Source organism: Marinomonas posidonica IVIA-Po-181 (assembly GCF_000214215.1).
GTDB classification, from domain to species: domain Bacteria; phylum Pseudomonadota; class Gammaproteobacteria; order Pseudomonadales; family Marinomonadaceae; genus Marinomonas; species Marinomonas posidonica.
The window spans coordinates 1730882-1754782 of the sequence record NC_015559.1; the positions used below are offsets into that span (position 1 = coordinate 1730882).

16 protein-coding genes are annotated in these 23901 nt (G+C 46.0%); 10 read left to right on the forward strand and 6 right to left on the reverse strand.

Going from position 1 to position 23901, the window contains the following annotated elements; translation table 11 throughout:
• Nucleotides 1–45: 45 nt before the first annotated feature.
• Together purF and MAR181_RS08180 are read left to right on the forward strand one after the other, a co-directional pair.
• Entirely contained in the window at nucleotides 46–1554 is a 1509-nt protein-coding gene (gene purF, locus MAR181_RS08175) for an amidophosphoribosyltransferase (RefSeq protein ID WP_013796124.1), read from the forward strand.
• A gap of 107 nt (nucleotides 1555–1661) precedes the next feature.
• Entirely contained in the window at nucleotides 1662–2837 is a 1176-nt protein-coding gene (locus tag MAR181_RS08180) for an O-succinylhomoserine sulfhydrylase (protein WP_013796125.1), read from the forward strand.
• A gap of 110 nt (nucleotides 2838–2947) precedes the next feature.
• Here MAR181_RS08180 and MAR181_RS08185 read toward each other — a convergent pair whose 3' ends face one another.
• Complete coding sequence (locus MAR181_RS08185; RefSeq protein ID WP_013796126.1) at nucleotides 2948–6136, reverse strand: efflux RND transporter permease subunit; 3189 nt, start codon at nucleotides 6134–6136, stop codon at nucleotides 2948–2950.
• Between the two features lie 14 nt (nucleotides 6137–6150).
• On the reverse strand, nucleotides 6151–7251 hold the full coding sequence (locus MAR181_RS08190; protein ID WP_013796127.1) for an efflux RND transporter periplasmic adaptor subunit: 1101 nt from the start codon (nucleotides 7249–7251) through the stop codon (nucleotides 6151–6153).
• A 270-nt stretch (nucleotides 7252–7521) separates the two neighbouring features.
• On the opposite strand from MAR181_RS08190, the gene MAR181_RS08195 reads away from it, so the two are divergent.
• Genes MAR181_RS08195 through MAR181_RS08210 form a run of 4 tightly spaced genes read left to right on the forward strand, consistent with a single transcriptional unit; the run spans nucleotide 7522 to nucleotide 14488 of the window.
• A complete protein-coding gene (locus MAR181_RS08195) occupies nucleotides 7522–9432 on the forward strand; it encodes an ATP-binding cassette domain-containing protein (RefSeq protein WP_013796128.1) in 1911 nt (636 codons plus the stop codon).
• Nucleotides 9433–9435: 3 nt separating this feature from the next.
• Nucleotides 9436–10029 carry a DUF2760 domain-containing protein gene (locus MAR181_RS08200; protein ID WP_013796129.1) on the forward strand — a complete coding sequence of 198 codons (594 nt, stop codon included), beginning with the start codon at nucleotides 9436–9438 and terminating at the stop codon, nucleotides 10027–10029.
• A gap of 2 nt (nucleotides 10030–10031) precedes the next feature.
• Nucleotides 10032–11789 (forward strand): Hsp70 family protein, encoded by a 1758-nt coding sequence (locus MAR181_RS08205; protein WP_013796130.1) that lies wholly within the window; start codon nucleotides 10032–10034, stop codon nucleotides 11787–11789.
• Nucleotides 11789–14488 carry a hsp70 family protein gene (locus MAR181_RS08210; RefSeq protein ID WP_013796131.1) on the forward strand — a complete coding sequence of 900 codons (2700 nt, stop codon included), beginning with the start codon at nucleotides 11789–11791 and terminating at the stop codon, nucleotides 14486–14488. The genes MAR181_RS08205 and MAR181_RS08210 overlap by 1 nt, the downstream gene beginning before the upstream one ends.
• Here the strand turns inward: MAR181_RS08210 and MAR181_RS08215 are convergent.
• Nucleotides 14485–15369 (reverse strand): lipase family protein, encoded by an 885-nt coding sequence (locus tag MAR181_RS08215; RefSeq protein ID WP_013796132.1) that lies wholly within the window; start codon nucleotides 15367–15369, stop codon nucleotides 14485–14487. The genes MAR181_RS08210 and MAR181_RS08215 overlap by 4 nt on opposite strands.
• A 490-nt stretch (nucleotides 15370–15859) precedes the next feature.
• Here MAR181_RS08215 and MAR181_RS08220 point away from each other — a divergent pair, with 490 nt between their 5' ends.
• Together MAR181_RS08220 and MAR181_RS08225 are read left to right on the forward strand one after the other, a co-directional pair.
• A complete protein-coding gene (locus tag MAR181_RS08220; RefSeq protein WP_013796133.1) occupies nucleotides 15860–16699 on the forward strand; it encodes a DNA ligase in 840 nt (279 codons plus the stop codon).
• An 18-nt stretch (nucleotides 16700–16717) separates the two neighbouring features.
• Nucleotides 16718–17416: an alpha/beta fold hydrolase gene (locus MAR181_RS08225; protein WP_013796134.1), complete on the forward strand. Its 699-nt coding sequence runs from the start codon at nucleotides 16718–16720 to the stop codon at nucleotides 17414–17416.
• Nucleotides 17417–17460: 44 nt separating this feature from the next.
• Here MAR181_RS08225 and MAR181_RS08230 read toward each other — a convergent pair whose 3' ends face one another.
• Nucleotides 17461–17775 carry an ArsR/SmtB family transcription factor gene (locus MAR181_RS08230; RefSeq protein ID WP_013796135.1) on the reverse strand — a complete coding sequence of 105 codons (315 nt, stop codon included), beginning with the start codon at nucleotides 17773–17775 and terminating at the stop codon, nucleotides 17461–17463.
• 172 nt (nucleotides 17776–17947) lie between these two features.
• Nucleotides 17948–18760, reverse strand: coding sequence for an exodeoxyribonuclease III (gene xthA / locus MAR181_RS08235; protein ID WP_013796136.1), 813 nt, complete (start codon nucleotides 18758–18760; stop codon nucleotides 17948–17950).
• A gap of 183 nt (nucleotides 18761–18943) precedes the next feature.
• Here xthA and gorA point away from each other — a divergent pair, with 183 nt between their 5' ends.
• A complete protein-coding gene (gorA, locus tag MAR181_RS08240; RefSeq protein ID WP_013796137.1) occupies nucleotides 18944–20320 on the forward strand; it encodes a glutathione-disulfide reductase in 1377 nt (458 codons plus the stop codon).
• 36 nt (nucleotides 20321–20356) lie between these two features.
• Here gorA and MAR181_RS08245 read toward each other — a convergent pair whose 3' ends face one another.
• Nucleotides 20357–22000, reverse strand: coding sequence for a pectate lyase (locus tag MAR181_RS08245; protein ID WP_013796138.1), 1644 nt, complete (start codon nucleotides 21998–22000; stop codon nucleotides 20357–20359).
• 227 nt (nucleotides 22001–22227) lie between these two features.
• On the opposite strand from MAR181_RS08245, the gene MAR181_RS08250 reads away from it, so the two are divergent.
• Nucleotides 22228–23700, forward strand: coding sequence for an aminoacyl-histidine dipeptidase (locus MAR181_RS08250; RefSeq protein ID WP_013796139.1), 1473 nt, complete (start codon nucleotides 22228–22230; stop codon nucleotides 23698–23700).
• The last annotated feature ends 201 nt before the right edge of the window (nucleotides 23701–23901 follow it).

Here is a 23901-nt window from a genome sequence, read left to right on the forward strand (position 1 = left end):
GTGCGGTTTATCAAGCCGCAATTCCCCAACACGAGGATCTAGATAATGTGTGGTATCGTTGGTGTCGTAGGCACGTCGGTGGTTAATCAGTCAATTTTTGATGCGTTAACCCTTCTTCAGCATCGTGGGCAGGATGCTGCAGGTATGGTGACCAGCCATAATGGACGTTTATGCTTGCGCAAAGACAATGGTCCGGTGAGTGAAGTATTTCGCACTCGCCATATGAAAAAATTATTGGGTAACATTGGCATCGGCCACGTTCGTTACCCTACGGCTGGTACGTCTAGTTCAGCAGAAGCTCAGCCATTTTATGTGAACTCTCCTTACGGTATTTCGTTGGCGCATAATGGCAACTTAACCAATACCGCTAAGCTGAAGCAGGAAGTCTTTGAATCGGATTTACGTCACATAAACACGACGTCTGATTCTGAAGTTTTGGTCAATGTTTTAGCTCATGAGCTTCATGAAGAAGGTAAATTAATCCCTAAGCCTGATGATATCTTTAATGCTTTGGAGCGTGTTTATCATCGTATTGAAGGTGGTTATGCGGTGGTTGCTCTGATCACTGGCTACGGCATTTTGGCTTTTCGTGATCCAGATGGTATTCGTCCTTTGATTTATGGCTCACGTCAGACCGATACGGGTATCGAATACATGGTAGCGTCTGAAAGTGTGGCGCTGGATGCGGCGGGTTTCAAACTGGAGCGTGATATTGAGCCAGGTGAAGCCATCTTTTTTGATGTGAATCATAATGTGCACGTTCGCCAATGCACACCGAAGAAAGTGCCTCGTCCTTGCTTGTTTGAGTACGTGTATTTTGCTCGTCCGGACACAGTGATTGACAGCATTTCGGTATACAAAGCGCGTATGAACATGGGCGATCGTTTGGCCGATAAGATTCGTCGTGAGTGGCAAGACCATGACATTGATGTGGTGATTCCGATTCCGGACACCAGCCGTACCGCAGCGTTGCAAATTGCGCAGACATTGAATATCCCTTTCCGTGAAGGCTTAGTAAAGAACCGCTATATTGGTCGTACCTTTATCATGCCGGGTCAATCGGTACGAAAAAAATCCGTCCGTCAGAAACTGAACCCAGTACCGTTTGAGTTTAAAGATAAAACGGTTTTATTGGTCGATGACTCGATTGTACGTGGTACCACCAGTAAAGAAATTATCGAAATGGCCAGGGAAGCGGGCGCGAAAAAAGTCTACATCGCCTCAGCAGCCCCAGAAGTGCGTTACCCGAATGTGTACGGCATTGATATGCCAGCGGCGAAAGAGCTGATTGCTCATAATCGCAATGTCGATGAGATTTGTGAGTTAATTGGAGCCGATAAATTGATCTTCCAAGACTTACAAGATTTGATCGAAGCGTGTATTGATGAGAAGCACTCAGAAGTAAGAGAATTTGATACGTCGGTATTTGATGCGACGTACATCGCTGGCAACATTGACTTAGAGTATTTGACTCAGTTGGAAGGCAGTCGTAATGATCAAAACAAGGCCTCCGTTGAATCGGTGCAAGCTAGTGATATGATGCACCCTATGTAATACTCATAGGGCCTAATTAGTGTTCATTCTAAGCCAGGTCTCGCCTGGCTTAGTTTTTTGGAAAGCTTTATTAAGAAAGTGTTTTAGATTGTTTGGTGGAGAACAAAATGTCGGCTTATAAAGACGCAACCAACGCGATTCATGCGGCAACGCGTCAAACTCAAGAGCAAGAAAACAGCGAAGCCATTTTTGTCACCTCCAGTTTTGCCTATGCCAGTGCGGAAGAAGCGGCGGGCAAATTTTCAGGTGATGACGATGGCAATGTTTATTCGCGTTTTACCAATCCAACGGTAGAGCTATTCGAGAAGCGTTTGGCGACTCTAGAGAAAGGTGAGGCTGCGATTGCCACCAGTTCTGGTATGGCGGCTTTGATGACCTTGGCATACAGCTTGTTAAGCGCAGGCGATCGAGTGGTTTGTTCGCGTAACATCTTTGGCTCTACTGTGAAGTTTTTTAACACTTACACGACCAAGTTTGGTGTGGAAGTGGTGTATGTTGACGCCACCGATTACGAGGCATGGCAAGCGGCGATCACTGATAAGACTCGCCTGTGTTATTTTGAGACGCCGTCGAACCCATTGTACGAGGTCGTGGATGTTGCCAAGGTAGCGGAATTGGCTCATGCGAAAAACGCCTTATTGTGTGTGGATACCGTGTTGGCCACGCCCGCGTTGCAAAATCCGTTAACGCAAGGTGCCGATATTGTCATGCAGTCAGCGACGAAGTTTATTGATGGACAAGGTCGTTGCTTGGGGGGGGCGTTAATTGCCAGTCAAGAGATTGTGGATGTTTTCACTGCCTTCATGCGCAGTGCTGGGCCTTGTATGAGCCCTTTTAATGCCTGGGTGTTGCTGAATGGTCTTGAAACCTTATCCTTACGAATGAAAGCCCATTCCGCCAGTGCTTTGCAGCTGGCAGAATACCTTGAAGCGCATCCGAAAGTGCTTAAGGTCAATTATGGTGGTTTGCCTAGTCATAAGTATCATCAGCTTGCCAAGCAGCAGCAAAAAGACTTTGGTGGCTTGTTGTCATTTGAATTAGAAGGCGGACGTCCTTCCGCTTGGGCATTCATTAACAGTACTAAGTTAATGTCAATCACCGGCAACCTAGGTGACAGCAAGACGCTTGTGACGCATCCGGCCACGACGACCCATGGTCGCCTAACCGATGAAGAAAAAGCCAAAGCGGGCATTACGGAAGGCCTGATTCGTGTCTCAGTTGGACTAGAAGACATTGAAGACATTATTGCGGATGTGGAAGCGGCATTGACGCAATTACCTTAACGATATACAAACATAAAAAAGCGGGCTTAGAATTTTCTAACCCCGCTTTTTTTGTGTGCTTTGATTGGTTGGTTTTGATCAATGAGATCTAAACCAACCAGTGTATTAGTCTAAATCGACTGGGGAGCGGACGGCCCTGTAGGCGTGTCGACTAAGTCGCTCATCTCAGATTCGTCCACCGCTTGTAACGCTTCAAGCTGTTTGCGTTCTTTACGGCGATAGCCTAATACCAAAAGACAGGGTGTTAGGATCAAAGTGAGCGGCGTTGCGAACGTTAAACCACCAGCAATGGCCGTCGACAGTTGCGTCCACCATTGAGCGGAAGGGGCGCCAACACTGAGTGACTGGTGAACCAAGTCGATGTTCAGTTGGAACACCATAGGCACTAAGCCTAGAATGGTGGTAATGGTCGTCAAGATAACAGGACGCAAACGCTGAACACCTGTGCGAATGGCGGCTTCTCTTACTTTCATGCCTTGTTTGCGCAAGCCATTAAAGGTGTCGATCAGGACAATATTGTTGTTCACCACAATGCCGGCTAAGGCAATGACACCAACGCCACTCATGACCACACCAAAAGGTTGTCCTTTCACCATTAAGCCGATGAAAACCCCCATGGTTGAAAACACCACGGCGCTAAGGATGAGTAGACATTGGAAGAAGTTATTGAACTGTGTCACCAAAATAATGGCCATGATGAAAAAGGCCACACCAAAGGCTTTAGCCAAGAAAATCATCGACTTTTGTTGTTCTTCGGTGTTTCCGCGGAACTCATAATTCACCGTTTGACCAAGGTCTGATTCATCCAGCTTGGCTTTGATTTTCTTGATGACTTCGTCCACCACCAGTCCGTCAACCACGTCAGCGTCAATGGCGATGGTCTTTTTCCCATCAGTACGGATTACGACGCCTTGTTTGGGAGCGGCATAGCGATGAATGAAGTTACTCGCAGGAATACTGCCTTGGTTAGTTGGTATTTGCAGCTGGTCGAGCTGATCTAGGCTGCGTTGATTAACTGGGTAGCGTAAGACAATATCAATCTTATCGTCAGCGCCTTCAGGTAAGAAATCGCTCAATGTAATGCCGGTGGTGACCAGCTTGATCACATTGCCTAGGCTGTTTACATCGACACCGTAGCGACTCGCTTCTTCCCGGTTGATGTCAATTCGCCATTCGATTCCGGGTAAAGAGCGATCATCGCTGACGGTGACGATTTCATCCCTTTGCAAAAGCTCTTTGGAAATTCGGTCGGCGGCGACATTTAACGCTTCACTGTAACTGGAGCTTAGTTGTAACTGGATATCAGCGCCGGATTGTGGACCACCTTGCTCTTTCTCAGCACTGACTTCAATGCCCGGAATTTGTTTGGTTTTATCGCGTATTTTGTCTAGGATTTGGCTGGCGGGAGGACGCTCATACCAATCGATGAACTCCATACTAATTGAGCCAATGCTATCAGGAGCAGAGCTGTTACCAGGCTTGGTGTAGGTTCTTACCACGACACTTTTCAATTCTGGTGTACCAAGTACTTGTGCTTCCACTTGTCTGACTAAGGCATCTTTTTCATCCAAGGATAAATCGCCGCGAGCGCGAATGTCTAAGTTCGCAGATTCCGGCTCTACATCAGGGAAGAACTCCACACCTTTGCCAAACTTACCATAACCGGTAAGCACGCAAACCAGTAGGGTAATGGTAAAAAGTAAAACCCAAATAGGGTGTTCTACTAGGCGAGTCAGCATTCGACCATATGCGCCAGTAAAGCCTCTTAGTTGGCTTAGATCCCCCGTTTCCGTGATGCGCAATGTGTTCATGGTTTTTTGACTGTAAGCGCCTTTTTTACCAATGATTGAACCAATGGTTGGCAATACAATCAAGGCCATAACAAGGGAGGAGGCAAGGGTCGCAATAATGGTGATGGGCATAAATCGCATGAACTCACCGACAATGTCTGGCCAGAATAACAATGGCATAAAGACCGCGAGAGTGGTGGCTGTTGAGGCGGTAATAGGCCAGGCCATGCGTTTCGCGGCTTCACTGTAGGCTTGACGCTTAGATGCGCCTTCTGCGAGTTTTCGATCGGCGTATTCGGTGACAACGATGGCCCCATCCACCAGCATACCGACACTCAAAATCAACGCAAACAAGACCACCATGTTGATGGTGAACCCTTGTAGATTGAGCAATAGAATACCGGTTAGAAAGGCCCCAGGAATGGCCAAGCCGACTAAGATTGAGCTGCGTATGCCCAACGCCCAAACAATGACGATCATAACCAGTAAAGTGGCGGCCAGAACATTATTGAAGAGATCGTTTAGGGAGGTTTCAATATCGACCGATTTATCACCTGTTAAGCTGTATTGCACCCCATCAGGCCAAGATTCGCTTTCTTTTTCGACCACGGCTTTGACCGCTTCGATGGTTTCAATAATGTTAACGCCGACCCGCTTAGAAACCCCAAGAGTAATGCTGCGCTTGCCATTCACACGTGCATAGCTGTTTGGGTCTTCAAAGGTCAGTTCGCCCGTTGCGATATCACCTAATAAAACGACTTGATCACCGTCTACCTTGACTGGCAGATTAAGAATGTCCTCTTTGGTTTTGAGCAAACCGGGAACTTTTAGAGAGAACCGGCCCGCGCCCGTGTCCAGATTGCCTGCCGCCACAAGGCGGTTATTGCCCGCGACAAAGTTGGCCACTTCAGTCAGAGACAGATTATAGGTTTCAAGCTGTTCAGGTCGAACAATAATTTGCGCTTGTTGGTCGCGATCACCACTGATGTCGGCTTCTAAGACGCCATCAATGGCTTCAATGGAATCTTGTAGATGTTGTGCTGTCTGACTGAGCGTGGCGAAATCAACGTTGCCAGACAAGTTGACTCGAATGACTGGAAAGGTGGATAAGTTTATTTCGGTGACAGTGGGTTCTTCAGCATCGTCAGGCAGTTCGCTTTTTGCGCGATCAACCTTGTCACGGGTATCGCTGATGGCTTGGTCTATGTCCACGCCGGACTCAAATTCCAACATGATGGAAGCATGACTTTCCGAGGCGGTTGACTTGAGTTCTTTTAACCCTTCTAAACCTTGTAGCTCTTTTTCAAGTGGATGAACCAATAAACTGTCAGCGTCTTCGGGTGAAATCCCATCTAATGTCACCGAAACATAAGCCATAGGAATGGTAATGTCTGGGTCGCTTTCTTTAGGAATCTCAATGTAGGAGACCGTGCCCATAATCAGCACCAGCACAAAGAACATCATTACGGTTCTAGAGCGGGCTAAAGCGGCTTCAATTAATGTTTGCATACGATAAAGCCTCGTTAGAGTTGATAATGTGCGTCAACTGTGTCGCCTTCGGACACAAAGCCCTGACCGACGGTGATGATATTCACATTATTCGGTAGGCCTTTGACCCATATTTGATCACGCTCTGACTTGACGATAACCACGGGCATGATTTTGACCTTATTGTTGATGTCGATGATTTTTACGGCCGTATGGCCAGAGTCATCTAAGGTCAGAAGGGCGGGGGAAAAAGCATGGGCTTTTTGCTCTTCTAAAATGAAATCGACACTGGCGGTTAAGCCTGATGATATTTTGTTGTCTGGGTTGTCCACTTCCATTTCGACTTGGATAGTGCGACTTGAGGTGTTTGCCGTGGTGTTGATGAAAGACACGGCGCCTTCGGCTTCATAGCCTGATTCAAGTGTGACTTTGCCAAGGGTGCCGAGTTGAATTTGTTGGATTTTATTCTGCGGGATGTTGACGCTGATTTTTATAGGGTTTAATGACACTAAATGGCCAACTTGTGTGCCAACGGACAGTACTTGTCCTTGTTTAACCTCTAGGCTGTTTACTATGCCGGAAAATGGCGCCGTAAGAGTGGCATTTTCAAGGTCGATTTCTAATGCTTTTAGGCTGGATTTGGCCGAGGCCAGATCCGTTTCGGCTTGAGCCAAATTGACCTTCGAACTCAAATTGCCCACATTCAGTTTCTTAATGCCGTCTAATTCCAAAGCACGTTGCTTGATTAATAGCTTGGCTTGTTCAATCTGGCTTTTTAAGGTGCGGGTATCGATGGAAAGAATGGCTTGATTTTGCTTTACCTCATCGCCTTTTTCGATGGCTAACTTGGTGACTTTGCCCTGATAGTTGTTGACGAGCGTTAAGGTCTCATTCGCGACGGTTTGGCCACTTAGAGGGAGGTGAACTTCAATGATTTGTGCGCTCAGGGTTTTGGCTTGTACCGAATAAGCAAGTTTGCTTTCGTTGGTTTGAGTAACAAGGGTATTTTCTTGCGGGATCGTATTGGCGTTGGTTGGGCTGACGGTGATGCCATTGCCACCAAGCACCATCCAAGCGACAGCAGCACAGGACAAACCGATTGCCGTCATCATCCCCGCCTTACTTTTTAATTCCATCGACCACTCCGTGAAGTTCAAAATTTATCGTTATAACGAAATAATTATATTAAATAGTATAAAGAAAAGCTGTTTCAGGTATATAGAATGTCGTTATATCATCTATTTTATTTGTTCCAACTCTTGAAATCGCTTCAAACTCGCTCTTAATGTCCTTTAAAAATTCTTTAATCTTAAGTTCTTAGTGATAACGCAAGCTCTAAGCTAAACCTTCCAAAGGAAGAGTGATATGATAGCGCCACAAATTTTCCCTATTATAACTGGATAGATATGAGTCTATTGTCTTTAGAGCAGGTGAGTGTTGCATTTGGGCATAACCCGCTGTTGTCAAAAATTAGTTTTTCCGCGGAAGCGGGCGAACGTGTTGCAATCATTGGCCGCAATGGTGCTGGCAAATCAACCTTTTTAAAAGTGGTGTCTGGCGAACAAATTCCAGATGAAGGCGTGGTACGCCTTGAAGGTGGGATGCGCATCGCACAACTGCCACAAGAATTGCCAGAAGCGAATGGTAAAACAGTACGTGAAGTGGTCAGTGAAGGGGCGGGTGAAATACATCAATTGATGACGCGCTATTTTAAGCTCCTGGAAGATATGGAACAGGATCATTCTGATGAACTGGGCCACATTCAAAATGATCTTGATCGTTTACAAGGTTGGGATTTAGAGCAACGTGTCAATCACATGATTCAGCGTTTGGCATTACCCGCGGATAAGTTGATGTCTGAATTATCCGGTGGTTGGCGTCGTCGAGTGATCTTAGCGCAAGCTTTGATTTCGGCCCCGGACGTTTTATTACTGGACGAGCCTACCAACCATTTGGACGTACCGACCATCGAATGGATGGAACAACAGCTGCTACAGTTTCGGGGCTTGATTCTTTTCATTACCCACGATAGACGTTTCCTTGAGAAGTTGGCCAATCGCATCGTTGAATTAGATCGCGGTAACTTGTTGTCTTTTACGGGCAACATTAATGAATTTTTAGTCTTCAAAGAAAAGCTGTTGGAAGAAGAAGAGCGCGCCAATGCGTTATTTGATAAACGTCTAGCTGAAGAAGAAGTCTGGATTCGACAGGGAATCAAAGCTCGTCGAACTCGTAATGAGGGCCGAGTAAGAGCATTGAAGGCCTTGCGAGTTGAGCGTTCAGAGCGCATTGATCGTCAAGGCAACGCCAAAATGTCGATCGAGACCAAAGATAAATCCGGTAAGTTGGTCGCAGAGTTTACGCAAGTCGGTCATGCCTTTGAAGACAAGGTGATCCTGCAACCCATGGACTTCATGGTGAATCGTGGTGATCGCATTGGTCTAATTGGTCCTAATGGTTGTGGTAAGAGTACCTTCCTAAAGATTCTGCTTGGCAATTTAGAGCCGAGCTCAGGTACCGTGCGTCAAGGTACCAAACTCAATGTTGCGTATTTTGATCAGCTACGTGAACAGCTTGACCCAGAGCAAACGGTGGCGGAAAACGTTGGCGAAGGCAAAGAGACCATTGAAATTAATGGCCAGAACAAGCACGTTATCGGTTACTTAGGGGACTTCCTATTTCCGCCAGAGCGAGCGCGTACCCCTGTTAAGGCCTTGTCCGGTGGTGAGCGAAATCGCGTCTTGCTGGCCAAGCTTTTTACCAAGCCAGCGAACCTTTTGATCATGGACGAACCGACCAATGACCTAGACGTTGAAACGCTTGAGTTACTGGAAGAGTTATTAATGAACTACGATGGCACCTTGTTATTGGTCAGTCACGATCGTGCTTTCCTAGACAATGTGGTGACCAGTGTTATTGCCTTTGAAGGTGAAGGGCGAGTACGAGAATACGTCGGTGGTTATCAGGACTGGATTCGTCAGGGCGGTAAGTTCCCAACGGAATCAACCTCACAGACGACCGAGACCAAGCCAAAAGCCGACACGTCAACGAGTGACGTAAACAAACCCGCGCCAGCCAGCAAAGTAAAAAGCAAACTGAGCTATAAATTACAGCGAGAGTTTGATGGTATGCCAGATGCCATTGCTAACTTAGAGGCTGAGATTGAAACCTTTCAGCAAATAACGGGCGCGGCGGATTTTTACAGCGGCGATGCGCAAAAGGTACAGGACACCTTAGCGAAGATGGCCGAAAAAGAACAAGAACTGGAGACAACAATGGAACGTTGGCTTGAGTTAGAAGAAATGCAGAACGGATAAAACATGAGTCAAACATTAACGAAAGTGTCTTTCATTCCGCGCTTTTTTGGCGCCTTTGGTCAGTTTTTTAAATACTTGAGCAATGGTGATTACGCGGCTCGTTGTCTAGCCGTAGGCCAAGGTGAAAAGTTGGCTTTTGAAGTAGAGCCTAACGTCATCACAGAAGAAGTTGAAGTGATTCGCGAGATTGAGGTAGCCGCGCCGGCGCTAGCGTCTGTGAATACGGATGGCGCTTTGCAATTACTGCAGCTCTTGCAGCAAGAAGCGCGTTTTATTGATTTTGTACAGGAAAGCATCGACGCCTATTCCGATGAGGAAGTGGGTGCGGCGGCGCGTCAAATTCACGCTGGTAGCAGCAAGGTTTTGGCGCAAAACTTTACCCTTGAGGTAGTGAATCCGGCGCCTGAAAATACCTCGGTGACTATCCCTGCGGATTATGATGCGCAGCAAATTAAGCTGGAAGGTCGTGTCGAAGGAACGGGTCCATATTCGGGGAACTTGATTCACTCAGGTTGGCAAGTGACAGACATCCGATTGCCTCAGGTTAGCCAAACCCAAAGCTTGTCTATTCTGGCACCTGCTGAAGTCGAGGTGTAATCATGAGTGACTATGTCATTGGTATCGATTTAGGTACCACGCATTCGGCTGTCTACTTTTTAGAGAAAAAGAAAGCGGATGAGCCGTCTCTTGGCTTACAGCAATTACTGATTCCTCAATTAAGTGCCGCAGGGCAGGTAGTAGAACGTCCGTTATTACCATCCTTTGTGTATTACCCTCATGCCACGGAATTTCTTGAAAGTGACTTACAGTTACCCTGGGGGAAAACTTCGTACATTCTTGGTCAACTGGCCCGGGAGTTGGGTGCAAAGTCATCGGGGCGCATGGTGCAAAGTGCGAAAAGTTGGTTATGCCATTCGCAAGTGGGGCCTGACGAAGCGGTATTGCCAATCGATGCTTTGGAAGAAGTCGACAAGGTGTCACCCGCTCAGGTGACTGAAAGCTTGCTAGGTCATTTGGTGTCTGCTTGGAATCATGCTTTTCCAATGTCACCTATGTCACAACAAGATGTTGTGATCACGGTGCCGGCATCATTTGATCCTGCGGCTCGAACTGTCACTGAACAAGCGGCCGAGAAAGTAGGGCTAAGGGCGCGACTCATCGAAGAGCCTTTGGCGGCATTTTACGCTTGGTTGGCGGATCAGCAGGATTGGCAAAGTGAGTTAACAGTAGACGAACAGATTCTTGTGGTTGATGTCGGTGGTGGTACAACCGACTTATCATTGATTCAAGTGACTGAAGAGTCAGGTTCGTTGGGCTTAGAGCGCATTGCCGTTGGTCGTCATATTCTACTTGGCGGCGACAATATGGACATGACCTTAACTTATCATTTGGCCGGGCAATTAGCGCAACAAGGGACCCAGCTTGAGGCGTGGCAAATTAGCGGTTTGACTCAAGCGTGTCGGGATGCGAAAGAGCGTCTGTTAGCCAATCCAGAGTTAGCGGAAGCCTCGGTTGTGGTACCAAATCGTGGGCGTAGCATTTTCAACAAAAGCATCAAAGCCAATTTAACGCAAACTGATGTTCAGCAATTATTAATTGAGGGTTTTTTCCCTAAGGTGATGGCCGGTGAGCAAGCTCAAAAAGTAGCTCGATCTGGTATCAGTACGATCAATCTGGATTACGAAAGTGACCCAGCGATTACTCGACATATCAGTGAGTTCATAGGTCAACATCAGGCGAAGCCGACCAAAGTCTTGCTAAACGGTGGTGTGTTTAACGCTTTGCCTATGGTGACAAGCTTGTCTTGTCGACTGAGTGAGCTGCTTGAAGGGGCTCAATTTACTATGTTGACGCCAGCTCACCTAGATCATGCGGTGGCGAAGGGCGCGACTTATTATGCTCAGGTTCAAGCCAATGGCGGTGTCAAAGTAAAAAGCGGCTTAGCAGCGAACTATTACATAGGGGTTGCCAGTCCCATGCCGGCGATTCCGGGTATGCCGCCGCCAGTCGATGCTATCTGCGTGGCGCCGTTTGGGTTGGAAGAAGGCAGCGCAGAACAGATGCTACCAAATGAGTTTTCATTGGTTGTTGGTGAGCCCGTTCACTTTCGTTTCTTTCAATCGCAAATAAGTGAAGCCGAGCCGTTGGGCAAGGTCGTTTCTTCTTTTGCCTTGGCGCAGCTGAGCGAATTGAGCCCATTAAGCATTCAACTTGATGAAGGGCATTATGCCAAAGGCGAGATGGTGCGTGTTTACGTTACTGCACAAGTGACGGATTTAGGTTTATTGCTGTTACAAGCTCACGATACTCGTTCGGATTTACAGTGGAAAATTGAGTTTCAGGTGAGGGAAGGTTAATGACAAAAGGCGCTTATCGAGTTGGTATTGATCTAGGGACAACAAACTGTGTGGTGTCTTATTTAGCCCCAGATGCGTCCGAGCCCTTGTTATTATCCATGCCGCAGTTCATGGCGGATGCCTCGGTACAAGCGTTCGACTATCTACCCAGTGCCATTTACCTTTTAGCCGACGACGAACAGGGTAAGATTGACCCCGTTTTACCTTGGCATAATAGCCAAGATAAAGACTACATTGTTGGTGTGGGGGCCTTGGCATTAGGTCAACGTCGCGCGGGTCAATTGGTACAAAGTGCCAAAAGCTGGCTTAGTCATCGTCAAGTGGATCGCCGTGCGGGTATTTTGCCGTGGGGAAGTGAGCTGAAAAATAAAATCAGTCCACTCAAAGCCAGTGAACTCTTGTTGCAGCACATTCGTCGAAGTTGGAATCAGCAATTTGCCGATGCGCCTTTGGAACAGCAACAAGTGGCGTTAACCTTACCGGCTTCGTTCGATGAAGAAGCGCGAGCATTAACGCTAGAAGCGGCGAAGAATGCAGGTTTGAATGAACTGTATTTATTAGAGGAACCGCAAGCGGCTTGTTATCACTATATCAGCGATGATCAAAAACGTGCTGATCTTGCGGATAAAAAAATGCTGCTGGTGGTGGATATTGGTGGTGGCACCAGTGACTTCAGTTTGGTATCGATTTTACCCAGTACGAAGAAGAACCACATTGCCTTGAAGCGAATCGCCGTTGGTGAACACCTGTTATTGGGCGGCGATAATCTTGATCAAGCCTTGGCGTTTCAGCTGGACCCCAAGCAAATCTCTGCTTTATCGGCCTCCCGATTAGCGACTTTGGTGCAGCAAACCCGTCGAGCAAAAGAAACCTTGCTCAGTGATAACGCACCTGAATCCTTGAGTATTACGGTATTAGGCGGTGGCAGTCGATTGATTGGTGGCGCACAAAAGTTTGATGTCTCCCGTGAGGCATTATTAGAGCAGGTCAGTTCTGGCTTTTTCCCAATTGTGGCATTGGACGATGCCGTGCATAAAAGCTCATATGCTATGCATACTCTAGGTTTAGCCTATGAATCTGATCCGGCTTTCACACGTCATCTTGCGGATTTTATTTGTCAACACCAAGCCGATATTCAGCAAGCGACCCATTCGTCTATGCCTGATGCGGTGCTATTTAATGGTGGCTTATTTAACAGTGCGCTTTTAAAAAGTCAGTTGCGCAAGCAGTTAAATACTTGGACTGATCAGCCTATTTTAGAATGCCTTGCGGAAGCCCCGAACGAAGCGGTTGCTAAAGGGGCGGCTTGGTATCTGAAAGCCTTGGCTGGGGAAGGGCATCGAATTGAGAGTGGTGTGCCACATAGCTTGTATTTAAAACTGACGGAACAGCAGTTTGTTTGTATCTTGCCTAAAGGCACATTGACGGCTGAAACCCTGTCTCTGTCACGGGATTTTATGGTGACTTTGGGAGAGGAAGTGCAATTCCCTCTTTTTCGTGCAGACGACCATATCATTAGCAAGCTTGGTGAAGTGCGTGACGAGTCAGGTCTACATTATATTTCTACTTTAGCCACTGAGTTAGATGCGCAGCAAGACAGCGCAGAAGTGCTGGTCAATGTTGCAGCGCAAATGACAGACGTTGGTGTTCTGCAGCTGGAGCTGTTAAGTGCGGGTTCATCTGACAAATGGCGCTTGGACTTTTCCACGCAAGCGTCGGAAGAGAGTGTTAACCGCCAAAATGAAGGTTTGCTCGCCGCCAAAATGGGTGAAGCAGAAGAGCATTTGGCGCGATGCTATTCCAGTGCAGGTCAAAAGCAATCGCCAGATTTGGTGAAATCGTTAAAACAAGATCTGGATCAACTGCTCGGTGCTCGTGATGATTGGAGTTTGGCGACTTCCCGCAGAGTGGTGGATAAATTGCTGGTATTGAAATCAGGTCGACTGAAAAGTGCCCAGCATGAACGACAGTGGCTTCAGTTATTAGGCTACTGTTTACGTCCAGGTTATGGTGCTGAGGGCGATGAAGACAGAGTTCAGCAAGTCATCAACTTAACCAAAGCGGGCACTCAGTTCGATAGTTCTGCGGTTTGGGGGCAATATTGGACCTTATATCGACGGGTTGCGGGTGGTTTGTCTTTAGATCAACAAAGGACACTGTTTAAGCAATTTAGTCAGTTTTATTCGCCTTCAGGGCAGCGTTCGAGAGAGAAAATGAAGGCGCTAGCAAGCCGCTCTAGCGATGATCTAATCCGCTTAGTGGGCGCGTTGGAAGCCTTGCCTCTGTCAGAAAAACAAACCTTGGTAGAATGGTTGTTGAAGCGTTTGACGAAATCGTCTGAGCCGGACACGGCTTGGTGGACGCTGGGGCGAATTGCTTCTCGTCGTCTCTTATCTGGTGAAGCGTCCGATAGGTTGCCTGAGTCGGATTTGCCGGTCATTTTGGATCGAGCATTGAAAGAAGATTGGAAAAAACGTAAGCAGGCGGGTTTGGCGGCGGTACTAATGTGCCAGATATCGGTAATGGAAACGGATTTGCTGTCTGACTACCGCAAGAAAGTGTCTAAAAAGTTAATCAAAGACAAATGCCCATCACAATGGGCAAGTCGTCTTGATAGTCAGGTGGAAATCAGTTCAGAAGAGTTAAATTCGTTAGTGGGCGAGAGTTTGCCCATTGGCTTGCGTTTATCCTCTGACTAGTCAATGGAAATCCCAAACAGGTTAATGTCCATGCGATAGGGGACGGCTTGTCTGTTCTGCTGCAATTGCTCCAATAGGCTCAAATATTGCGCTATGGTATGGGCAAGCAAGTTATCTTCACTTGGTAATTTATTGGTGAATTTGGTTGCTCTCATGGCGCTTTTTAGACCACTGGTGATGGAATACTGGTGAGGCGCTAAAAGAATGATTTCTTCTCCAATGTGCCAAAAAATGTCTAAATTCCGAATTTGCAATGGGCTGATGGGTGGCACTAAGGGGACAATGTCGTCTTGTGTTACGACACGGATCAGAGGCAAGTCTGCAAACCTTTTTGCACCGCTGACATTGGTCACCTTGGGTTGTCCAAACGTCGTAATTTTCTCAAGTGGCAAGGTTTCTTGTTGGATCAACATCCCCAATACCACCGCAATGGCGCCACCTAAACTGTGACCTGTAATTTGGATCGGCTTGTTGTCTTTGAGGTGAGGTCTAACGTCTTCTAATACCTGTTTAGCGGCTTCGGCAAAACCTTGATGTAGAAGGATGCCCAGCGCTTTATTGGGTTGAAGTGACACGGTTAAATCCACTATGACATTGTTTAGGTTTGCGGTACCGCGAATCGCGATGGTTTGGTAGTGGTCATTTTCTGATAAAAAATACAACACATCTGAATTGGGTATGACAGCATCATGTAATAGGACTTCGTCTTGTAGCGCTAGCTTATTGGCTAACGTGGTTGTGTTGAGCTCTTCTTGCTGGACGGCTTCATAGGTATCCGAGGAAAGTTGTGCCATGTGTTTTATGTGAGCAAAATCAGGTTCGGCGAGTGCTGAATTAGAGGCACTGATGATCAAAAGGGAAAGCAGTATGATGGCACGCATTGGCTTGTTTCATTCTCAATAAGTAAACCTCAAGCTTACGTGAAAATGGCTTAGTCGAACAGGCTTAGGAAAGGCAAGAATAACACCTCTGAGCTTCTGCCTTATCATAGAAAGGGTTTGTTAATGTGGTCATTTACAGCCAAATTGGCTGACGCATTCAATGAATGAGATCGATAGATCACTGGCTTGTATGAAAGAGGCGAGTTAAGGAAGATAAAGTATGAAAATAATGGCGGTTTAAAGGGGAAAAGACTGGACATGACGTTGTTTAGAAATTAATCTGTGCACGATTTGACCAAGTGGTTATTTTTTACTTCTTCTTGGCAACCTAAAACGAACCTTGTCATAACCCTAAGATATTGTTTGGCTTTTTATATCATGTGTTATGAGACGTTAAGTGGCCTTTTCTCAGAAATTGCCAATGATGGTTAAATGCTTTAGTTTTATACGCAGGAATTGACACAATAAAAATCATCTCAAGGAGTGAGATATGTGGATTAAATGTTGTTTGATTGGGCTCGTGTTGAGCCTTCCCGCCTTAGGTGTTGCGCAAACAGAGGTGCAATTAGCCACTCAATTTAGTGATGACATTCACGTTCAAGACTACTTTGTCAGTGAGAAATATGATGGCATTCGAGCCATCTGGACAGGGTCAAAACTGATTACCCGCAAAGGCAATAACATTCATGCGCCTAAGTGGTTCACTGAAAAGCTGCCTAATATTTGGTTGGATGGTGAGCTTTGGACTCAGCATAATGACTTTGCCAATATTCTGTCTATTGTGCGAAAAAAGCAGCCAATTGATCAAGAGTGGCGGCAGATCAAATACATGATTTTTGATGCACCGGATCAAGAGCGGAGTATGACTTTTGAACAGAGATACGCTCGCTATAAGCGTATTTTGGAACATCTTGAGTTACCTCACGTGTTACCTGTGCAACAATTTACCGTAGTGGATTTGCCCGAGTTGTATGATCAGCTTAATGAGTATGTTGCATCGGGCGCGGAAGGCTTGATGTTGCATCGTAAATTGGCGGTGTTTGAAAGTGGTCGAACCGACAATCTGTTAAAGTTAAAACCCTATGTTGAAAAAGAAGCTAAGGTCGTGGCCGTGTTGGCTGGCCAAGGCAAATATGAGCACAAAATGGGCTCTGTTTTGGTGGAAATGCCGTCAGGTGTGCGTTTCAAAATTGGTAGTGGTTTTAGCGATCAAGAAAGAGAAAATCCGCCAGCAGTGGGCTCAACCATCATTTTTAAGCACAGTGGTTTCACTCAGCGAGGCATTCCTCGTTTTGCGGTCTTTCAAAGGTTAAGATATGCCACTTATTAACTGCATAAAGAGTGGATTGTGACTGAGATACATTGTTTACCAGGGACCATGTGTGATGAGCGTCTTTGGCATGAAGCCAGCGAACATCTCGGTCAGAATGTCCGCTTAATTCATCAGGCAATTCCATTCGAAAATACATTAGACGGCATGATTAATTGCTTGCTTAAGCGATTGCCCGAAACGCCGGTTAATCTACTGGGCTTTTCCATGGGAGGTTATCTCGCAGCCGCATTGACGGTGAAACATCCGCATCGAGTTAAACGCTTAATGTTGGTGTCCAATCTGGCGACGGGTTTACCTGAATCAGAGCGACAACAAAGACACGTTGCGCTCAATTGGGTGGCCACGCGAGGGTATTCTGGCATACCGAGAAAGAAGGCTCAGTCGATGTTAGGACTGTCTTCTCGAGAAAAAAATCCTCTAATTGCTCTGATTCAGGCGATGGATGCAACTCTTGGTGAAGTGTCTTTAGTGCAGCAGTTAACAGCCAGTCTGCAGCGACCGGACTTGATTACCAGTTTGCAGGCGTTAGAAGTGCCTATTTGTGTATTAGCAGGAACGGAAGATAATCTATTATCGTCATTTGATCGGCAACGTCTTAAAGACAGTCAAGTGGCAGAGGTGTTTGAAATTGATGCTTGTGGTCACATGCTACCAATAGAGTGCCCGCAGCAGTTTGCTCAATACGTTATGGGGTATTTTGACTCGCTGGTTTAGTCGTGATTAGGTTCTGACAGTGAGCCGTTTCACTTGAATGGCTTTTATAGCGTTGGGCAAAACAAACTGTGCATGGTTTCAATCAAGGTTTTAACCCGCTGATCCCCTAGGCTGTAGTAGATGGTTTGGGACTCACGACGGGTGGCGACTAGGTTATCTTTTCGAAGTACCGCAAGATGTTGTGATAAAGCCGATTGGCTGAGGGGTAATTTTTCATTCAAAGCCGTTACCGACATTTCCCCTTCTAATAAATGACATAAGATTAACAATCGGTTTTCATTGCTTAGCGCTTTTAAAAACATCGCAGCTTGAGATGATTGAGTGATCATCTCTTGCATTGTCATTGAATTATTCGCCATACATTTTTCCTTTATGCCGTACTACCTTGCATTATCTTATAAAGTGAAAAGTCATCCACAATGTCTGTGGATAAATCTGGGGGTAGTGTTAGTTAATATTTATTCTCATCAAGTAAGGCGGCCTTTGTTTGGCTTGTTTAAAAAACAAACAATGGCCGCCATGGAATCTCGATTACTTGAAGTCGAAGCGTGTCCAAATAGGAGCATGGTCAGATGGCTTCTCCAGACCTCGTAATTCATAGTCTACATCAGCCTCGGCCACATAGGGCGTTAAGCCAGCAGAAGATAAAATAACGTCAATTCGAAGACCACGCTTGGGTTCATCCGCAAAGCCTTTCGAACGGTAGTCAAACCAGCTGAATCGGTCGTTTTTAGAGGGATTCAGGTGGCGGTAGGTGTCTGTAAAACCCCAATCTAGTAAGGTTTTAAACCATTCTCTTTCTTCTGGTAAGAAACTACACTTGCCGGTCTTGAGCCAGCGCTTAGCATTGTTTTCACCAATGCCAATGTCGAGATCCGTCGGGGAGATATTCACGTCACCCATGACGATGATTTTCTCATCTGCAGTATGCTTGGTAAGGTAGTCCATTAAATCCGCGTAGAATTTACGCTTTGCTGGGAATTTCGTCTCATGATCGCGACTTTCCCCTTGTGGAAAATACCCATTAAGGACTTTGATTGGTCCTTGTGGGGTGTCAAAAGTCGCAATGATCATACGACGTTGAGCGTCTTCATCATCTCCTGGAAAGCCGTATTCGACTTTAGTGGCTTCTTGCTTACTGAATATGGCCACGCCGTAGTGGGATTTTTGACCATAATAGTATGCGTGATAGCCAACGGCTTGTGGAATTTCATGAGGAAAAGCGTCATCGTGCACCTTGATTTCTTGCAAGCCAATGACATCAGGTTGATGCTTTTCCACCAAAGCATCAATTTGGTGTGGTCGAGCGCGCAGACCATTAATATTAAAAGAGACAAATTTCATAGCATGCTTCCAACTGTATTTTTGACAATAATAGCAGATGTATCTACGTCAATCTTGTCTTTGACTTGCACATTTAAATGCTTTTTTTGATCGCTCTAATAGAATGATTCTTTTAAACTTTTTCAGTCAGCCCTGCTACACTGGCAAGCATATTTGTGATGCAAGAAGTTGGAGTACAGTGTAATGGCTTATCAATACGATTTATTTGTTATCGGTGCAGGCTCTGGTGGCGTAAGAGCAAGCCGAGTGGCGGCGTCAAAAGGTTTCAAAGTGGCCGTGGCTGAAGGCAGTGCATTAGGTGGTACTTGCGTGAACATAGGTTGTGTTCCGAAAAAACTCTTTGTTTATGGTTCGGAATACGGTCATGGCTTTGACGAAGCGGCTGGGTTTGGTTGGCAGCATGAGGGTGTATCCTTTGATTGGTCTGTTTTGCGTGATAACAAAACCAAAGAAATTGAACGCTTGAATGGCATTTATGGCAATTTGCTTAATAATGCTGGTGTTGAGCTAATCTCTGGCTTTGCAAGTTTTGTTGATGCGCACACGGTGGAAGTAAATGGTCAAACTTACACAGCAGAGCGGATTTTAATCGCCGTGGGCGCTAAGCCATTTATTCCAGACTTCGAAGGCAATGACCTTGTGGTCAGTTCCAACGAAATGTTCTATTTAGAATCTTTACCTAGCAAAGCCTTGGTGGTCGGTGGCGGTTACATTGCCGTTGAGTTTGCCGGCATTTTAAATGGTTTGGGTGTGGATACGACCCTGGCTTATCGTGGTGATCAATTGCTGCGAGGTTTTGATCAAGATGTGCGTGATTTTGCCAGTGTGGAGTATGAGAAATCGGGTATTGATGTTCGCTTGAATACAGACGTTGCAAGTATCGAGTTGGTTGATCCTCAGCAACCAAATGCTTCCCGCTTGGTGCATTTTAAAGACGGGCACAGTGAAGCGTTTGGTTTGATTTTGTACGCAACCGGTCGTGTGCCCAATGTGTCTACACTGGCATTAGAAAAAGCGGGGGTTGAAACAGTTAAAAACGGTGCGGTTAAAGTGGATCGTAATTTCACCACAACTGCGGACAGTGTTTTTGCGCTCGGTGATGTAACGGATAACATTCAATTGACACCTGTTGCCATCAAGGAAGCCATGGCATTGATCGACTATTGGTTTGAAGCTAAACCAGTTAACTTTGATTATGACAATATCCCAACGGCGGTATTCAGCCAGCCAGCGATTGGAACGGTCGGATTGTCAGAACAAGAAGCCGAGACTCGTGGTATTGATTTTCGAGTGTATCAAACCGATTTTCGTCCAATGAAGCACACCTTGAGTGGTGGTACATCACGCTCTTTGATGAAGTTATTGGTCAATAATCAGAACGATAAAGTCATTGGCGCACACATGGTGGGTGATTACTCAGGCGAGATCATTCAAGGGTTAGGTATCGCCATAAAAGCCGGTGCGACCAAAGCAGACTTTGATGCAACGGTGGGTGTCCATCCGACCAGCGCAGAAGAATTTGTGACTTTCTCTGAAGGATCCCTGAAAAAGCGCGACTGATTAAACGGCTCACCAATATGTGATTTTAAAAGACGCCTAGTGCGTCTTTTTTGTTTTCTTCTGCTCATAAATAAATCTCACATCCATGATGTTTTTCACCTGTCCGTTATCAAGCAAGATGTCCCCATGAATGTAGCCACCTCGGCTGCGATAAATCGGTATTTGATCAAATGAGCCTTTTTTATGGGCGATCCAGGTGAGTATGGCCAGTGGGGCGACATCATCAAAGCGACAATAAATGTGTGCTTTGGAGGGGGTGAATAAACCATGATGAGCGGTTTGTTTAAAGAGAGCGCTTGCCAACGTATCCGATAATGTCATAAAGAAAGGGTCTTGTGTTGAGCTATGCATTTCCAGTGCGGCGAACAACAATAAAGGATCGACTGGTCCATCAAATTCGATCACGTTTCTATTTTGCCAATCTCCCAAGCCAAAGTGGGTTGCCATGGCGCAAACGCTGGGCCAGAGCTTTTCGCTACGGCTTTCTGTCCAGTTCGTCACGTAGGCAAGGAAGACATGGGCAGGCAGAGGACGACGAGTGAATACTTGGTCTTTTTGACCATAGTAGCCAAAGCGAGGAATTTTGTGTCCGGTGAGATCTTTACCATCCGCGAACATGGGTTTTATTTCGTTGGTATCCGCGTCGTAAGCGTAATGCGCCCAGGCTTCTAGCCCTTCTGTTGTCCAATTCAGTAATTGTTTGCCTCTTGTGCCTAACTCTCTGGCGAGTAACGTTTGTGCTAAGGCGCAGTCACCGTATATGCCTTCTGGGCCATTAAGGGCGTCTTCGTCAACCTTGAATAATACCCAAGCTTCTTTCGCCACTTCACCGTATTCTGGTCCAAATTGACGTTGTGCTCTGTCTCCCCAAAACGAAAAGGTGTATTGAGGGTGATGTTCATCGGCTGGCGCATCGCCGGTTTTAAGGGGCTGATTGTATTGATAGCAACCCAACTGGGTATCAGGATGACGGCTATTGATGTATTGGCGCGTTAAATATTCAGCCCAAGACAAGGCCTTTTCATCCCCATCTAGTTTGTAAAGCATGCCAGCACTGAACACCAAATCGTTACCAATATTGATGAAGGATAAGCCTTTCATTTCCCGTAATGGTTGAAGGTTAGTGTGTTTGGGTTTGTCCCAGAAACTTAATTCATCAAAGTTGAGACCGTATTGCCCATGACGAGACATTTCCATTTGTTGCCAATCGGTGACATGGGTATTCCAAATAGCCTTGATCAATTTTCGTGTGGCGGCGGGGTTGGTTTCGTACATGAGTTCATAGAAAGGGCAATGGTGTTTGAGTTCGTGCACCATGTTTTTGTTTTCAGGGCCGACCGAGTCTAAGGTTTTTAAATCAATAAATGAATGACCGCCCCAGCGAATCAAGCCGCTGGAATCAGCATGATCGAAATGCCATCGGATGGCGTCTTGCGCGGCCTGTTTGTATTGAGGGTCTTGTGTGATATTGGTTAAGCCGACCAAGAAACGAAATAGATTTTGTTGGCTGGCAAGGTTAGAAGGTTGCCAAATCCGACCATCGGTATTGTTCCAGCAAACGGCTTGTTTACTCTGCGCATCACAGCCATCAAAAAACAATGGCGTGCCATGATAAGGGTCGCGAAAATCGCGCAAAATGGTATCCGCATATTGAGTGAGGTAATCCAGTACAGCTTGCATGGTGACGTCCTGTTTTTTTATTGGTGTTGTTTGATAGACGGTGTTGAGCGTTCATATTAGCGAAATATCAAATGCGATTCTATAAAATAAAACGCCATTTCAAATTATTAGGTGTTGGCATGCTCAGTAACATGCGTTTTCTGTATGGGGCTAGGCTTAATTTCGATTGCCTCTGTATTTGAGCTTCTTTACCCTAGTGAAAAATTGACCATTGTTAAGAGTATCGAATGAACCAAGTATTAAGCAGTTTGCAGCCAGAAGCTATTTGGCGTCACTTTCAAACCCTTTGTAATATCCCAAGACCTTCCTTTCATGAAGCGCAGTTACGAGATCAGTTAATTTCTTGGGCTGAGCAACTGGGTTTGACCACTTATGTTGATCCTGTGGGCAATTTGTTGATTCGTAAACCTGCTAGTAAGGGCATGAAAGATAGACAAACCGTCGTGTTGCAAGGTCATTTAGACATGGTGGCGCAAAAAGAAGCCGGACTTGAGCATGATTTCACCAAAGACCCGATTCAAACCCAAATCATCGACGGTTGGGTGTCAGCAAAAGGCACAACCTTGGGGGCGGATAATGGCATTGGTGTCGCAGCCGCCTTGGCGGTATTGGAATCTACTGACATGGCACATGGCCCCATTGAAGCCTTGTTTACCATTGAGGAAGAAACCAGTTTACGCGGTGCTTTGCAGCTTGAGGAAGGTATTTTAAAAGGAAAAATCTTACTCAATTTGGATTCTGAAGATCGAGGCGATGTCTACATTGGTTGTGCGGGTGGGGTCGATATTAATATCGATAAGCTTTATACGCCGATTCCAGTCACAGCAGATAAAAAAGCGTATGAGATTACGGTTTCCGGTTTACGCGGTGGTCACTCTGGATTGGATATCCATAAAGGTCGTGCCAGTGCAAACCTATTGATTGTTAGACTATTAAACTTGTTAAAAGAGCAATGTGATTTTGGGCTAAGCGCTTTTTCTGGTGGTACTCTTCGCAATGCCATTTCCCGTGATGCTACGGCGACAATTAATGTGAAAGCCCATGCTGAGGCTGACCTATTTCGCTTTATTGAATCATTTGAGCAAAACACTAAGCTTGAGTTTGCTTCCATTGAGCCAGATTTAAAAGTGGCCTTAACACCAGCGGCATTAGATTCTGAACTGGATAAAACGGCTACGGACCGTTTATTAAGTGCTTTATATTGTGCACCTCATGGGGTCCATAGAATGAGTGCGGAATTAGACGGTGTGACTGAAACATCGTGCAATCTAGGTGTCATCAACCTTAGTAACCTAGCATCAGGAGAAAAGAAATTTGATGCCTGTTTGTTGGTTCGATCGTTAGTCGACTCAGCTGTTGAGCATCAAGCCTATGTGGCTAAATCGGCATTCTCTTTGATTCATGCTCAAGTGCGTTTGGAAAATGGTTATCCTGGTTGGCGACCCGATCCGAACGCAGGCTTACTGAAAGCGTTTTTGCAGGTGCATAAAGAGGTCATGGGCTATCAAGCGAATGTGAAAGTCATTCATGCGGGCCTAGAGTGCGGCATCATTGGGGCAAAGTATTCCGGCATGGAAATGGTGTCCTTCGGTCCAAATATTCGCGGCGCTCATTCGCCAACGGAGCGCATGGAGATTGATTCTGTGTCCGATTTTTGGGATCTATTAGTGGCCTTGTTGGCTTCGGTACCGGAAGCTTAAAGCATTGCGATTGTGCCACCTTAGATTAAATTCAAAGGTGGCACTTAAGTTCGGATTTGTTGATAAGGGTTACTGATTAACATTTTGTTTCTATATTGTACAAATTCGATTTGTGCTGGTGTGCCGCTACCTTGAATGCAGTCTTGGAAATATGATCCAAGCTTCCCCTTATAAATTATGTCATAATCTTGGCTTTCAATT

Bases quoted from the DNA above. Each gene is read 5' to 3' on its own strand.
- purF (WP_013796124.1), top strand. From the start codon at position 46: ATGTGTGGTATCGTTGGTGTCGTAGGCACGTCGGTGGTTAATCAGTCA.
- MAR181_RS08180 (WP_013796125.1), top strand. From the start codon at position 1,662: ATGTCGGCTTATAAAGACGCAACCAACGCGATTCATGCGGCAACGCGT.
- MAR181_RS08185 (WP_013796126.1), bottom strand. From the start codon at position 6,136: ATGCAAACATTAATTGAAGCCGCTTTAGCCCGCTCTAGAACCGTAATG.
- MAR181_RS08190 (WP_013796127.1), bottom strand. From the start codon at position 7,251: ATGGAATTAAAAAGTAAGGCGGGGATGATGACGGCAATCGGTTTGTCC.
- MAR181_RS08195 (WP_013796128.1), top strand. From the start codon at position 7,522: ATGAGTCTATTGTCTTTAGAGCAGGTGAGTGTTGCATTTGGGCATAAC.
- MAR181_RS08200 (WP_013796129.1), top strand. From the start codon at position 9,436: ATGAGTCAAACATTAACGAAAGTGTCTTTCATTCCGCGCTTTTTTGGC.
- MAR181_RS08205 (WP_013796130.1), top strand. From the start codon at position 10,032: ATGAGTGACTATGTCATTGGTATCGATTTAGGTACCACGCATTCGGCT.
- MAR181_RS08210 (WP_013796131.1), top strand. From the start codon at position 11,789: ATGACAAAAGGCGCTTATCGAGTTGGTATTGATCTAGGGACAACAAAC.
- MAR181_RS08215 (WP_013796132.1), bottom strand. From the start codon at position 15,369: ATGCGTGCCATCATACTGCTTTCCCTTTTGATCATCAGTGCCTCTAAT.
- MAR181_RS08220 (WP_013796133.1), top strand. From the start codon at position 15,860: ATGTGGATTAAATGTTGTTTGATTGGGCTCGTGTTGAGCCTTCCCGCC.
- MAR181_RS08230 (WP_013796135.1), bottom strand. From the start codon at position 17,775: ATGGCGAATAATTCAATGACAATGCAAGAGATGATCACTCAATCATCT.
- xthA (WP_013796136.1), bottom strand. From the start codon at position 18,760: ATGAAATTTGTCTCTTTTAATATTAATGGTCTGCGCGCTCGACCACAC.
- gorA (WP_013796137.1), top strand. From the start codon at position 18,944: ATGGCTTATCAATACGATTTATTTGTTATCGGTGCAGGCTCTGGTGGC.
- MAR181_RS08245 (WP_013796138.1), bottom strand. From the start codon at position 22,000: ATGCAAGCTGTACTGGATTACCTCACTCAATATGCGGATACCATTTTG.
- MAR181_RS08250 (WP_013796139.1), top strand. From the start codon at position 22,228: ATGAACCAAGTATTAAGCAGTTTGCAGCCAGAAGCTATTTGGCGTCAC.